Origin of the sequence: Paraburkholderia oxyphila NBRC 105797 (genome assembly GCF_000685075.1) — a bacterium.
Classification (GTDB): Bacteria; Pseudomonadota; Gammaproteobacteria; order Burkholderiales; family Burkholderiaceae; genus Paraburkholderia; species Paraburkholderia oxyphila.
On the sequence record NZ_BAYD01000012.1, the window covers coordinates 96,436 to 110,974 of the forward strand.

The 14,539-nt window shown below is 64.8% G+C and carries 9 protein-coding genes; 8 read left to right on the plus strand and 1 reads right to left on the minus strand.

Annotated features, from left to right (window positions below):
* Window positions 1-166 precede the first annotated feature (166 nt).
* The 4 genes from BO1_RS56310 (at window position 167) to BO1_RS11010 (ending at window position 9,217) form a co-directional block, all read left to right on the plus strand.
* The gene (locus BO1_RS56310) at window positions 167-6,727 is read left to right on the plus strand and encodes a two-partner secretion domain-containing protein (protein ID WP_052409424.1); all 6,561 of its coding nucleotides are present in this window, start codon (window positions 167-169) and stop codon (window positions 6,725-6,727) included.
* Window positions 6,699-7,346, plus strand: coding sequence for a papain-like cysteine protease family protein (locus BO1_RS11000; RefSeq protein WP_028217608.1), 648 nt, complete (start codon window positions 6,699-6,701; stop codon window positions 7,344-7,346). The genes BO1_RS56310 and BO1_RS11000 overlap by 29 nt, the downstream gene beginning before the upstream one ends.
* Window positions 7,347-7,604: 258 nt before the next feature.
* The gene (locus BO1_RS11005; RefSeq protein ID WP_028217609.1) at window positions 7,605-8,360 is read left to right on the plus strand and encodes an SDR family NAD(P)-dependent oxidoreductase; all 756 of its coding nucleotides are present in this window, start codon (window positions 7,605-7,607) and stop codon (window positions 8,358-8,360) included.
* Between the two features lie 80 nt (window positions 8,361-8,440).
* A complete protein-coding gene (locus tag BO1_RS11010) occupies window positions 8,441-9,217 on the plus strand; it encodes a glucose 1-dehydrogenase (protein ID WP_028217610.1) in 777 nt (258 codons plus the stop codon).
* Between the two features lie 58 nt (window positions 9,218-9,275).
* On the opposite strand, the gene BO1_RS50550 is transcribed toward BO1_RS11010, so the two are convergent.
* Window positions 9,276-10,256 (minus strand): LacI family DNA-binding transcriptional regulator, encoded by a 981-nt coding sequence (locus BO1_RS50550; RefSeq protein ID WP_043284467.1) that lies wholly within the window; start codon window positions 10,254-10,256, stop codon window positions 9,276-9,278.
* 158 nt (window positions 10,257-10,414) lie between these two features.
* Here BO1_RS50550 and BO1_RS11020 point away from each other — a divergent pair, with 158 nt between their 5' ends.
* The 4 genes from BO1_RS11020 (at window position 10,415) to BO1_RS11035 (ending at window position 14,486) form a co-directional block, all read left to right on the plus strand.
* Entirely contained in the window at window positions 10,415-10,639 is a 225-nt protein-coding gene (locus tag BO1_RS11020) for a hypothetical protein (protein ID WP_028217611.1), read from the plus strand.
* Window positions 10,636-12,168 (plus strand): sodium:solute symporter family protein, encoded by a 1,533-nt coding sequence (locus BO1_RS50555; RefSeq protein WP_043284469.1) that lies wholly within the window; start codon window positions 10,636-10,638, stop codon window positions 12,166-12,168. Before BO1_RS11020 ends, BO1_RS50555 begins: the two co-directional genes overlap by 4 nt.
* Window positions 12,169-12,205: 37 nt before the next feature.
* On the plus strand, window positions 12,206-13,123 hold the full coding sequence (locus BO1_RS11030; RefSeq protein WP_028217612.1) for a carbon-nitrogen hydrolase: 918 nt from the start codon (window positions 12,206-12,208) through the stop codon (window positions 13,121-13,123).
* 319 nt (window positions 13,124-13,442) lie between these two features.
* On the plus strand, window positions 13,443-14,486 hold the full coding sequence (locus BO1_RS11035; protein ID WP_028217613.1) for a porin: 1,044 nt from the start codon (window positions 13,443-13,445) through the stop codon (window positions 14,484-14,486).
* The last annotated feature ends 53 nt before the right edge of the window (window positions 14,487-14,539 follow it).

Genomic DNA, 14,539 nt, shown 5'->3' on the forward strand with positions numbered 1-14,539 from the left:
CGGCCGGGTTGGGCCGATGAGCCGCGCAATGCCGGGGTGGGACGAGACAGGGACAGTGCCGGGTGCGGCCCGGTTCGCGAGGTGTGCGATGAACGAACGTGGCGACAATCGGCCTGGCGGGGCCACTGGACGCGCGTGTGAGACGGAACGCAAGGGAGACTCGGGTGTGGCGGCGCCCCGGCGCCGCGCCCATGCGCGGCTGGCGGCAAAGCACGCGCACCCGCTCCAGGCGAAGGCGATCGCAAGCGTCGTGGCGGCGCTGTTCGAGGCCATCTGGGCTTCGTCGGTGCTGGCCAACCCCACGGGCGCGCAGGTGGTGGCGGGCGGCGTGACGGTGAGCTCGCCCAGCTCCACGCAGATGAACATCACGCAGAGCACGCCGAACGCCATCGTGAACTGGAACACGTTCTCGATCGGCGCGGGCGAGGCCGTGAACATCGCGCAGCCCTCGGTCACGTCGGCGCTGCTCAACCGCGTGGTGGGCAACGATCCCAGCAGCATCGCCGGACGCTTGAGCGCGAACGGCCGCGTGTTTCTCGTCAATCCGGCCGGCGTGATCTTCGCGCCGGGGTCTTCGGTGAACGTGGGCTCGCTCGTGGCGTCCACGCTCGGCATTTCGAATGCGGATTTCCTTGCGGGCAATTTCCATTTCGTCGGCAGTTCGCCGGGTGCCGTGGTCAATGCGGGGTCGATCACGGCGGCCGACGGCGGCACCATTGCGCTGCTCGGCGGCTCGGTCACCAACAGCGGCATGGTGGCGGCGAAGCTCGGCACCGTGGCGGTGGGCGCGGGCAGCGACGTCACGCTCGACTTCGCGGGCGACGGGCTCACGACGCTGAAGATCAACACGGGGACGGCCAACGCCTACCTCGGCAACACGGGCACGCTCGCCGCCGACGGCGGCACCGTGGTGATGAGCGCGCAGACCGCCGACGCGCTGGCGGGCACGGTCATCAACCAGCAGGGCATCGTGCGCGCGCAGAGTCTGGCCGAGCGTGACGGGCATATCGTGCTCGACGGCGGGACGAGCGGCGAGACCTATGTGTCGGGCACGCTCGACGCCTCGGGCGGCGCGGGGCTCACGGGCGGGCAGATCGACGTGACGGGCTACGACGTGGGCCTGCTCCAGGGCGCGAACCTCAATGCGAGCGGCGCGGCGGGCGGCGGAAGCGTGCGCTTCGGCGGCGGCTCGGCGGGACAGGACCCGACGATACGCGACGCGAATGCGATCTGGATGGACCCCTCGGCGCAGATCCATGCCGATGCGCTCACGAACGGCAACGGCGGGCATATCGTGGCGTATGGCACGACGGCGGCGCGCCTGTACGGGACGCTCACCGCGAACGGCGGGCCGCAGGGCGGCAATGGCGGCTATATCGAGACCTCGGGGCATTATCTCGACACGAGCGGCGCCACGGTGCAGGCGCTCGCGCCGAAGGGCAAGGGCGGGACGTGGGAGCTCGATCCGTTCGAGCTCGATATCGTGGCCCAGCCCACGGGGACGATAGCGTCGGGACCGACCTCGACGGGCTCGTCGAGCGTGATGTTCGGACCGGACCCGAGTTCGTCGGTGTTGCTGTTTACCGTGATCGACAACGAATTGAACAGCGGCACTTCGGTGACGGTGTCGACGGTCAATTCGCCGGTTTCCGCGAACGGCCTCGGCAACATCAACGTCGAGGCGCCGATCCAGATGACGGGGACCGCGCCCGCGACCCTCACGTTGAGCGCCTCGGGCTCGATCAACGTCTACGAGAACATCTTCTCGACCGGCGGGCCGCTCGGGATCGTGCTTGACGCCAACGTGGGCAACACGGCGAGCGGCAACCTCATCATGGTGCAGGGCGAATCGGGGGCGCCGGTTCAACTGTTCTCGAACGGCGGCGACATTACGATCGGCGTCAAGGCGGGTCAGCCCGGAACGTTCGACGGCGCGGCGGTGCTGCTCTCGTATGCCGATATCGACGCCCGCGTGAACCAGTCGGCGTCGCAGTCGAGCGGGTCCATCACGATATACGGCCAGGCGCCCGGCGCGACGGCGGTCAGTGGACAGAACAATCTCAACGCGGTCGGCATCTTCAGCTCGACCATTGCGACCTCGACGGGCGATATCGATATCGAGGGGAATCAGGGCAGCGGCATCAACAGCCCCGTTTCCGGGGTCTATATCAGCTCGGCGGTGCAGCCCGAACCGGGCGGGCAGACTGCTGCGGCCAACCAGTCTTTGGTCATCGCAGGCAGTGGCGGGATCCGTATCTACGGCATCGGCTCGGACCCGGTGGGTAATGAGGATTACCAGGTTTCGGGCGTCGCGATTGACGATGCCTCGACTATCCAGACCAACACCGGCACCATCGATATTCGCGGACAACTCGTGGGGGGGCGCACGGACAGCGGGTTTCTGTCCGATCAGGGCGTGGAGATCGGCAATTCGGTGCTGCTCAAGGTCGTGGACGGCGGGACGATCTCGATTGCGGGGTCCAGCAACTCGACGAGTCTCGGCATCGAGCTCTCGAGCATCCTGAATGGTCAGCAGACAGGCAATCCCGACCTTTCGCCGGGCCCGGGGGGCACGCTGATCCTGCGCGCGGCCAACAATGGCGACGCCACCAGCTTCGCCGTCTACGGGACGATACAGAGCTCGACGGGAGGCTCGACGCTGGTCCTGCTGCCCGGGGTCGTCAACTCGGACTTCAGCTTCGGCAGCGCGGACACGACGCCCATCAACGTGAACAGCAGCGCGCCGGGCTTCAGCATCAATGCCGCGGCAATGACCCTGTTCCCGGGCTTCGGGACCGTGATTATCGGCAGTTCGACGCAGACGGGCCTCATCACCGTCGATCCGGAGACCTCGTTTGCGACGAACGTGACGCTCGAAGCGAACGGTTCGGGCAGCCAGGGGATTTCGCTCCCCTCCGGCGCCGTGGCGGTGGGCTATACGTTGACGCTCGAGTCGGCGGGGCCGGTCACGCAGGGGGGGGCGATCCAGGCCGAAACGCTGGTGCTCGCCGGGCCGGGCACGTTCACGCTCACCAACGCGGACAACAGCGTGAACGTTCTCTCCGTGAACGGCACGGGCGACGTCAGCTTCACGAATGCCGATGACATCGCGCTGGAGGCGTTCACGTCGCCAACCTACGACGCGGGCACGGGCACGTTCGGTACGGTCGGCAGCGTGGGCAGCGACGCGCTCACGCCGGGCGGGAATCTGGGCGTGACGGCCAATGGCTCCATCTACCTCTATGCGCCGGTGCTCGCGTCGGGCAGCAACACGACGTTCTCGCTGCAGGCGTCGGGCGGCATCTCGACCAATCCCGAAAGCGACGGCACGAGCATAGGCGTGGCGCAGGGCGGCGGCGCGCTCAACGTGGTATTCGACGCCAATGTGGGCGGCGCGAATCCGGGCAGCTACGGCGTCACGCTCAATCAGTTCGCGCTGAACACCAACGGCGGCAGCTTCACGATCGGCGACACCGGCCCGAGCCCGGTCAACATCCAGAATTCGACCATTGCCACCCAGGGCGGCGCCGTGAACATCGCGGGGACGAACGCGTTCGGCGATGGCGTCGCCATCGGCTACACGGCCATCAGCTCGGCGGGCGGCAACGTGACGATCTCGGGCACGTCGCTCTACGACGGCAATGGCATCACGTTCAACCAGAGTTCGATCGGGACGACGAATGGATCCGTCGCATTGACCGGCACGGGCGACGCGACCGCCATCAGCGGCGAGCTGGTTTACAACGGCATCTCGATCTCGGGCGTGGGATCCGGCAACGCGCCCGCCATCGACGTGACGGGCAGCGGTTCCGTCACGCTCACCGGGACGATGCTCGACGGCCCGGGCTATGGCGTCCTGCTCGCGAATACGTCGATTGCCGCGAACGGCGGAGCGATCGGGTTGTACAGCACGGCGTCGGGATCGACGGCCACGACCGGCGTGCAGGTCAACACGTCGACGATCGGCAATACCAGCGGCGCGGTGACGCTGACCGGCATCGGCAGCGCGGACGGCGTCACACTGAGCGACTCGTCGATCGCCACCAGCAGCGGCAACGCCACCGTGAACGGCACGGCAACGGGCTCGGGAACCGGCGTCTACATGTCGGGCGGCACCGTGAGCACGACGGGCGGCAGCATCGCGCTGAACGGCACCGCGGGCAGCAGTTCCGCGACTTTCGCTTACGGCGTGGAGATCTTCCCCTTGAGTCCGGCAATCTCGGCGCTCACGACCGGCGGCGCTGGCGCGATCACCATCACGGGCACGGCAACGGGCAGCTATGGATACGGCATGATTCTCGACAGCACGCCGCTCACGACCGCGGGCGGCGGCGTCACGTTGACGGGCACGGCGAATGTCGCTTCGAGCGGCGTGGGCGTCAGCCTGGGCGATATGCTGGTCAGCACCGGGGCCGGCAGCGTGCAGATCGCGGGCACCACGAACGTTGCCGCGGGCCAGACGGCCACGGGCGGAACCGGCGTGTCGATCTACGGCAGCTCGATCCAGACCACCAGCGGCAACGTGCAGTTGAGCGGCACGACAACGGGTGCGACTGCCTACGCCTATGGCACGGCCATCGAAGGCGGCTACACCGCGAGCGGCGGCACGGCCGCGCAGCCGGCGATCCAGACGGCAAGCGGCTCGATATCGGTCAACGGCAGCGTGCCTGCCACGACGTCGGGCAGCATTGCCGTCGACCTCTCCAGCGCGGCCATCGCCTCGACCAGCGGCACGATCGCGCTCACGGGCCTGACCACGGGCACGCCTGCGACCGGCGTCTCCTCCAATGGCGTCGTGCTCGGCAGCCAGACCGCCGACTCCAGCTCCGACGCACCGGTGACCCTGAGCACGCCCGTCACCGTCACGACGGGCAGCGGCACGCTCTCGATCTACGGCAGCGGCTCGGGCTCCGACGCCCAGGGCGTGCTGGTCGCCGACGGCTCGCAGATCGTCTCGAACAACGGCGGCGCCATCGATATTCGCGGCGTGGTCACGAGCCCGACCACGAGCACGAGCGGCGGCAATATTCAGTATGACTACGGCACGCTCATATACAACGGCACGATCACGGCCACGCAACCCAACACGACCATTTCGATCGCGGGTTCGACCAATACCTCCGATGCGGGCCTCGCGTTCGGCGCCGTGCCGGTGTCGAGCGACTTCTATTACAACTCGGGCACCGTACAGGTCAACGCGGGGACGAACGGCACGCTCGCGCTGCGCGCCGCCAACGACGGCACGGCGACGAGCTTCGCCGACGCGGGCGCGGCGGTCTCCGCCACCAGCGGCACACTCGCGTTCATGCCCGCGAGCATCAACCCGACCAGCTTCGCCTTCATGGCCGGGGACGGCACGCCGATCACGCTGTTCGGCACGGGCGCGGCGGGCCTGAGCATCGACGCGGCCACCTACGCGCTGTTCTCCGGCTTCTCGACGCTGGTGCTCGGTTCGAGCACGCAAACGGGCCTCATCACCGTGAGCGGCGTGTGCCCGTCGCAAGGCGCCTGCACGTCGCTCGAAAAACCCAGCGCGAACGAGAACCTCACGCTCATCAACACCGGCAGCGGCAGCCAGGGCATTCAACTGCTCTACGGCATCTCGCTCGGCAGCAATACGCTCACGCTCGCTTCGGCGGGCGCGGTGACCGACCCGGGCGGCATTCAGGCGGCGGGGCTGCTGCTCGAGGGGCCAGGAAACTTCACGCTGAATGATCCGCAAAACGACGTGGGCGTGCTCGCGATGCTCAACGCGGGCAACGTGAACTTCCTGAATTCGACGAGCTTCGTGATCGGCCCGATCGTGAGCCGTTCGTTCGACGCGGCCTCGAATGCGGCCACCACCATCGACGCGACCAACTCCACGCTCACCGGCAACCTGCTGGCCCAGGCGGCGACGGGCGGCATCGGCCTCGGCGGCGGCACGGCCTCGCCGAGCGGCCCGACGGGCGGCAAGAACACCAACCTGAGCGCGGGCGGCACGATCGATCTCGTGATGGAGAACGGCGTCTTTACCGATAACGGCACCGGCAACATCAGCGCCACGAACGGCTGGCGCATCTGGGCCTCGACATGGAACGGCGAAACGCGCGGCAACGTGCAGCCCAACACCGCGCAGCCGAACTTCTACGGCTGCAGCTACGGCGCGGGATGCAGCTGGGGCGGCGTGGTGCCGCTTTCGGGCGACCACTTCGTTTATGTCGCGCGGCCCACGGTGATCGTCACGGCCGACGGCGAGGTCAAGATCGAAGGCGCACCGAACCCGAACTTCGGCTATACGATCAGCGGCCTCATCAACGGCGACCCCAGCTCCACCTTGAGCGGCACGCTTTCGAGCAGCGCGACGACCGGCTCGCCGCCGGGACAATACGCGATCGATCCGGCGTTCCTCTCGAGCGTGGGCTATATCGTGCAGAACGTGCCGGGCACGCTGACCGTGACCGCTGCGGCCGCGCAGGCGCCGAAGGCGCCGCTCTACGACCCCGACCTGCCGCTCGCCGTGAGCGCGATGCAGTCGTTCTTCGGCATGAGCGAGAAGACCTTCGTGTACGAGAACAACCTGCAGGGCACCAATATCTGCGTCGGGTCGAATCAGCCGCTGTTCACGACCACGCCGCCCGGCGACAACCAGGACCTGCTCGCGGTCGAGTGGAAGCGCGTGCGCTCGCAGCCCAATCTGAACAGCTGCATGTTGCTCAATGGGCAGCATGGGTGTGGAGATTTTTGAGGACCTTTCTTTCGGGGCACACGGCTTTGCGCCGGGCGTCAACGAAGCGGAGCAGCCAATGTCGGACATTCTTCTCAGCGTGCCCTATGTCAGCCAGGTCAATATCGGTGGCCATATCCACGCTGGTGCTGGGCGAACCGAGCGAATGGGCTGCTGGTATGCCGCCGTGTCCATGCTCGGCTACTACCGCGAAATCGGTCCGCGGCTTGGCGTGCCTGCGCAATATGTCAAGGCGGACGGCACGCCGCATGAGGTCGACGCCAAAGGGAACATTCAGCCTCGCGGTATGGGCGCCAACTATCCGGTGCTCGTGACGAACGAAGGCCTGAGCATGGTCCCGCTTCCCGCGGACAAGAAATGGACGTGTGAAAAGCTTGCGGAGATCCTGCGTGATTGCGGCCCCTGCTATGTCCGCACCAAGCTATTCGATGCAAAAGGAGCCCATGTCGGCGGCCATATCGTTGTCTTGATCGGTTCCAGGCCGAGCGCGAACGCCGTTGTCATCCACGATCCTGCAAAGGGGCCGAACATCGAAATCACCATCGATGACCTGAACAAGCGGTTCAACTGGGATGACACGCCACTGGCTCAATACAGCATGATGTGCAAATTGCAGTAGCGAATCGAGCAGCCGCAGGTGGGGGCCTTTTCCTGAATTAGCTGAGGCTGAGCCGAGATTAGCGGCACGGCACACCCGCCACACCCACATCGAAAGCGTTCCCGCGCAGCAGCGCGGCAACGCCGCATCGTCCGAGTGGACGATGGACCGGCGCGAGCGCGCCTGTACCGTAGTGGTCAGCAATCCGGGGCGGTGTGCGTCCAACCGCGTGGCGCCAGCGTATCGCCTCACCGGATCATCATCGAATAGAGACTATCTATGGCACTGCTAATCAACAAAATCGCGCTGGTCACCGGTGCGGGCCAGGGCGTGGGTCAAGGCGTGGCATTGGCGCTCGCCGCCGAGGGTGCGGCGGTTGCCGTGGTCGGCCGCACGCTGGACAAGTTGCTGGCCACTTGCGAAACGATACGCCAGCGCGGCGGCGTGGCCGAGCCGTTCCTGTGCGACGTGATGGACGGCGCCCAGATCACGCGCTGCGTGGAGGCGGTCGTAGCGCGCTTCGGCGGCGTGCAGATTCTCGTCAACAACGCACAGGTCGTGCCGCTCGGCCGCCTGCTGGAAGTGACCGACGAAGCCTTCGTGGCCGGCTTCGATTCGGGCCCGCTTGCGACCTTGCGCTTGATGCGCGCCTGCCATCCGTATTTGAAGGGCGACGGCGTGATCGTGAATTTCGCGTCCTCCGCGGCGGTGCGCTGGGACGCCTCGGGCTATGGCGCCTATGCGGCGACCAAGGAGGCGATCCGGTCACTGACGCGCGCGGCCGCGTGCGAATGGGGCCCGGACGGGATCCGCGTGAACGCGGTGGCGCCGCATGCCTTGTCGCCGGGCCTGAAGGGCTGGGTGGACGAGCATCCGCAGGAAGCCGCCGCATTCTTCAAGACGATTCCGCTCGGACGCGTCGGCGATTGCGAGCGCGACATCGGCCGCGCGATCGTGTGGCTGGCGAGTACGGACGCGGGCTATCTGACCGGTGCGACGCTGCCGCTGGACGGCGGCCAGGCTTATTGGGGTTGAAAGCGTGCGCCCGTTGCGGGCGCGCTTGGGCAAACGACAGGTGGCGCGACGCGCCATGCAATTGAAGAGGATAGCGAAACATGGCTCGACTGACTGGTAAAACCGCAATCGTAACGGGGGGCGCACGCGGCATGGGCGCGGCGACCTGCCGTTTGTTCGTTGAAGAGGGCGCGCGCGTGGTGATCGCCGACGTGCTCGAAGCCGAGGGCCAGGCGCTGGCCCGCGAACTGGGCGACGCCGCGCGCTTCGTGCGCCTCGACGTGACGGATGAAGCGGACTGGGCGCACGTGGCGGCATTCACGACCGAGGTGTTCGGCCGGATCGACGTGCTGGTGAACAACGCTGCCATCTTGATGTTCGGCGGCGTGACGGATTTGACGAAGCAGGACTTCGAGCGCGTCCTGTCGATCAACCTCGTGGGCACGTTCACGGGCATCCGCACGATTGCGCCGCTGATGAAGGCGCAGGGTTCCGGCTCGATCGTGAACATCTCGTCGGTGGACGGGCTGCGCGGCGTCAACGCGCTCGCCCCTTATGTGGCGAGCAAATGGGGCGTGCGCGGACTCACCAAGGTTGCGGCGCTCGAACTCGGCCATCAGGGCGTGCGCGTCAATTCGGTGCATCCGGGCGGCGTGAACACGGTCATGTCGAATCCGACGGGCGCACCGCTCGAAGAGATCAACAAGCATTACGCGAACGTGCCGCTGCAACGCGTCGGCTTGCCGGAAGAGGTTGCGCGCGCAACGCTTTTTCTCGCCAGCGACGAAGCCTCATACTGCAATGGCGCGGAGCTCGCGGTGGATGGCGGCATGACCGCCGGTGCGTACTATCCCGGCTTGCCCGGCGCGCCGTTCTGAGCGTTAGCCAATCTTCAAGCGTGCCGTGCGCCGGGCGCGGCACGTTGCTCGTTACTCGTTAACCAAGGAACACATTGGGGCGATGACGCCGGTGCACGATGCCCTTCGGCGGCGTCTCGATGATTTCAATGAGCAACTCGACCGCTGAGAGCCCGAACTTCTTCGGCTCGAGGTCCATGGCGAGGATTTGCGCGCTGCCCAGCTCGGTGACGGGGTCTCCAGCCAGCGAGGCCAGATGAAAGCCCGGCTCGTCCCGCTGCGCAACCGGCTGCCCCAATTGCTGGAGCATCGGTATCGCAACGGCGGCAGCCCCTTGCAGGCCGACGACCAGCGCATCGATACGGTCTTCCTTGACCAGATGCTCGATGGCCCGAAACAGGTCGCGCTCGTCGTGATCCGTCGCCAGCGTGGCGGTGCGGGGCGCAATGCCCTGACGCGCGCAGCCGGCCTCGAACGCATGATGCGCTTCTATGGCCCAGCCCGGCGCGTGGCCGAGGTCTAACCCAATGTATCCCGGGCGCTTTGCGCCGCCAACGCGAAGTTTGTCGAGCACGAAATCGACGACTTCGTGGTGGTCGATTTCGATGATCGCAACCGGCTGGTCGGGGCTCAAGGAGCGGAAGCTGTGCTCCGCGAAGACGATCGGCAGCGAGGCGTCCAGCATGCGCTGGACGACGGGATCGTCGTCCAGCGCGTCGATGACCACGGCGCCGTCTACGTGAAATTGCCTCGCTTCGCTCGCGTGCAGCGTGAGATCGCTGCCGGCCGCGGAGGCGCCGGCGACCGCCCCGAACGCGAAATGCATATAGAACGACAGCGCGCGCGCATACGGGGGGATGTACAGGCCCAATGCGCCCATGTTGCGGCGGCGCAGCGAGCGGGCCGCCTTGTTCGACACATAGCCCATCGCCTGAGCGGCGTCCGCGACGCGCTTGCGTGTTTCTTCCGACACCCGGCCGGAGCCGATCAGCGCATCCGACACGGTGGTTTTTGACAAGCCGAGCGCGCGTGCCAGATCGACGAGGGTGACTGCTGCCATGGGGGAAAACCCTATCCAGAATTTCGACGGAAAACGATGTTCGCTAGCTTGACATGCTATATCGGCGGCCGCATGCTTCTCACCGTGCCGGAACGTTCCGGCATGCATTAATCAGAGCATTTGCTCGAAGCACACATCGAATTGACCCAGGAGACACCATGAACCCATCGGCGCAGCGCGCGCCCGCGAAATGGCGGAGGTCGCTCATAGCCGCCATTGTCGGCATCGACTTCGTTCTGAGCTTGACGCCGCAACTGCATTGGGCGGCCGGCAACGGCACGCCGCTGGTCTCGATCGGCTACTTCCTCGGGACCTGCGTTTTCATCACGTTGACCCTGGGCGTGATGGTCATGATCGACCCGGACAAAGGAGGCAACCCATGAATGCCGTCATCGGTTATGGCGGCATTGCTGCCTTTTTCCTGCTGGTGATCGTCGTCCTCGAACTGACGAAGAAGCAGAGCGCCAACTTCAGCGAGTACGCGACGGCGGGGCGCTCGTTTGGGTCGTGGTTCAGCGCGATGGCGTTTTTGAATACCTGGGTGCCGGGGACCGGATTTATCGCGTTTGCCGGGTTCGCGGCGGCGTTCGGCGTGATCAGCTTCTATTCGATGGTCTATTCGCTGCTTGCCGTCGTGCTGATGTTCTTCCTGGCCCGGCCGGTCTTCGAGTGGGGCAAGCGGCACGATCTGCGTACGCAAGCCGACCTGCTCGGGCTGCGCTATGGCTCGCGCGCCGTTCGAATCGTTGCGGCGATCATCGGCATCATCGCGTCGTTTCCGTGGGCCATTCTGGGCATGCAGTCGCTCGCGCTCGTCTTCAAGTACCTGTCGTTCGGCAAGGTTGGCGGGACGGTAGCGGTCTTGATCGGCATTGCGGTGATTGGCCTGCGCCAGATCTGGACGGCGCGTTTCGGCATGCGCGGCGTGATCATCAGCGACTTCGTGCAAGGGATCGTCGCCTACGTGATCGGCACGATCATCGCGCTCGGGCTCCTCACGTGGCTCGTCACGAACGGACACGGCTTCGACAAGCTGCCGGCCAGCCACTATTCGTTGCCCGGTCCCGGCAGCGCCGTCGGCCCGTTGTATGTCGCCTCGCTGATCTTGACGGGGGTGTTGGGCGGGTGGTGCTGGCCAGACATTTTCGTGCGTCTGTTCACCTCGAATAGCAGCGCCACCATCAAGCGCGCGGCGGTCATGGCGGCCCCGCTGATGTTGATCTTCGATACCGCGCTCACGCTGCTGGCCATTGTGGCGGCCTCGGTGCCGGGCGTCGACAAGGCGCCGGACAACGTCTGGTTCATCACTGCCGGCATTGGCGGCGCAGGGCTCTTGACGCTCGCAGGGGTCTGCGTGGTGGCGGCCACCATGGGCAATATCGGCGCGAACCTGCAGGCGCTCGGCACACAGGCCGCAAACGACATTGTCGGCGCGGCGATGAACGTGCGGATCACCAATGCGCGGATCGGACGTATCGCGGTGGCGGTGTTGACACTGCTGGCGGCGATCGGTGCGTTCGCAACGATCAACATGACTTCCGGCCTGATCATCTTCGCCTTCGTGTCGTATCAAGCGATTTGCCAGCTCGCCCCCACCTTGCTGCTCGGCATCTTCTGGAAACGCGGCACCGCGGCGGCGGCGATTGCCGGGATGGTGAGCGGGGCAGTGAGCGCCATGGTGCTTCAGGTGCTCTATCCGATATCGATTCCGTGGGCGGACGGAGCTACATCGGGCGTGATCGGGTTGCTGATCAATACCGCCGTGTACGTCGGCGTGACCTGGGCGATGCCGATGAAGGCTGCCGAGCGGCAACGCGTGGAGCGGCTGTTCAGCCAGAAGCATTCACAAGTCGAAAGCGATGTCGCCGGTATCGGAAACGAAGTTGCAGTAGCGTCGCCCCGTAGCTTTTAACTGAAACAAGAAGGAAGGACTTATGGAACAACGACTCATGAACCGCCCCCTTTCCATCGGCCAGCGGGTAGTCTCGGTCGCGGCCACCCAGTTCGCATGCGCCTGGGACCTGGAAAAGAATCTGGAGGCGGCAGAACGTGTCGTGCGTTCGGCTGCAGCGGCCGGTGCGCAGATCATCGTGTTACAGGAACTCTTCGAAACGCCGTATTTTTGTCAAACCATTGGTGAGGACTACTTTTCGCTTGCGAGGACGATAGAGGAGAATCCGGCCATCGCGCTGTGCCGCAGGCTGGCGAAGGAACTCGACGTCGTGATTCCGGTCAGCACCTTCGAACGCAGCCATCAAAGGTATTTCAACAGCGTCACTATCGTCGACGCCGGTGGCGAGGTGCTCGGCACGTATCGGAAGACGCATATTCCCGATGGGCCGGGCTATTACGAGAAGTACTACTTCACCCCCGGCGACACCGGCTTCAAGGTCTGGAAAACCCGCTATGCCACGTTGGGCGTGGGCATCTGCTGGGACCAATGGTTTGCGGAGTCCGCGCGCTCGATGGCGGTTCAAGGGGCGGAGATGCTGCTGTTTCCGACCGCAATCGGTTCTAGCCCGTTCGAGGAGTCGGCCGAGCCCAGTCATGCACCTGGCGACTTGCAGAACACCGAGTTGCGCCATCGTCATTGGCGCAACGTGCAGTGCGGGCACGCGGCGGCCAACATGATGCCGCTGGTGGCGTCGAACCGGGTCGGCGTCGAGCGTCAGGGAGACAGCCGCATCGAGTTCTTCGGGCAATCGTTCATCGCCAATCAGCGTGGCGAAGTCGTCGAGGAATTGAGCGCCGATCGCGAAGCGTTCGTCGTGCATGCCTTCGATCTGGAAGCGTTGCGCTTGCAGCGGGCGTCGTGGGGATTGTTTCGGGATCGTCGACCGCTCGAGTACGGTGAGCTGACTGCCTGAGGCGCGGGCTCGTACCGAGGTGGTGGATCTTATCGCAGTGATAGCCTGACTGAAAAATAGTATTCCTGAATAAATAAAAGGGTAAACCTTATGGATGCGCTCGTCACCGCTGGACCTTGGCGGTGCAGCGCGTCCGGTTGGTGAAGTCCTGTGTATCGCCTTGTATTGCCGTCCAGTTATATCGGGGTTCTGAGAGTCATGAATTCAACGAATTCGAATTTGACGAAATGACCATTAACAACGATGCCGATGATTGCGTGGTTACTAGAGGAAACCGATGCGAATTTTGGCGCCTTAAGGAACCAGCGTGGAAAAGTTGATGTTTCTCCTTAAACGAAAGGCAGGGCTGCTGGCAGGCGCTTGCGCGCTCCTGACTTCGGGTGCGTCGTACGCGCAGAGCAGCGTGACGCTGTATGGCTGGCTGGATGGCGGGATTCAGTACCTGACGAATGCCGACGGGAAGCACTCGGCCGTCAATCTCCAAAGCTACGGCAATCTGCCGACGATGTTCGGATTGACGGGTAAGGAAGACCTTGGAGGAGGGCTGGCTGCCATCTTCAAGCTGGAGCAGGCCTTCAACATCAACGACGGAACGCCCCTCGTGCCGGGCTACGAGTTCTACCGCAATGCTTATGTGGGTTTGAGCAGCCCGTGGGGCACGGTCACGATGGGGCGGCAATCGACTGTGCTGTTTGACGACACGCTGGAATTCGATCCGTTTTACTACGCCGCCTATAGCGGCGAGTCGGAGCTGATACCCGTCACGGACAACTACGTGAGTTCGTCGATCAAGTACCAGTCGCCGGTTTTTTCAGGTGTGAGCATGAAGGCGCTGGTTGCGAGCGAGGGCGTGGCCGGCAATTTCCGCTCGGGCCGCGTGCTCGAACTCGGTGCGTTGTATCGCGGGGCGGCTTTGAGCGCGAGCGCGGTGCTGCGCGAGACGAACGGCTCCGCAACGGGCGGCACGGTGGACACGTCCGCGCTCAAGCGCACCATCGGTGTGCTCGATGCGGCCTATGTGATGGGATCGGCGACCGTCCTCGCGGGCGTCGAGAGACAGACCGGCGATCTCGCTCCGTCGAAAACCGTCGTCTGGGGCGGCGGACGTTACCAGGCGTCATCGGCCGCAGCGTTCGGACTTGGTGTTTATCAGACGCTGTCCAACGATCCGGCAACCGGCAATCCGACGCTATTCGTGGTGGGCATGACCTATAGCCTGTCGAAGCGGACGAGCATGTACGTGAACCTCGGGTATTCGAAGAATTCGAGCCACAGTTCACAAACGGTCTACGAATATGAAGTCACGCCACTCGATGGCGCGAATCAGTTCGGCGCCATGGTCGGGATGAGTCATACATTCTGATCAGGAGTCGGAACTTTCAGGTAGTAAGAATGGACTTGAGAAAGAGAGAAATT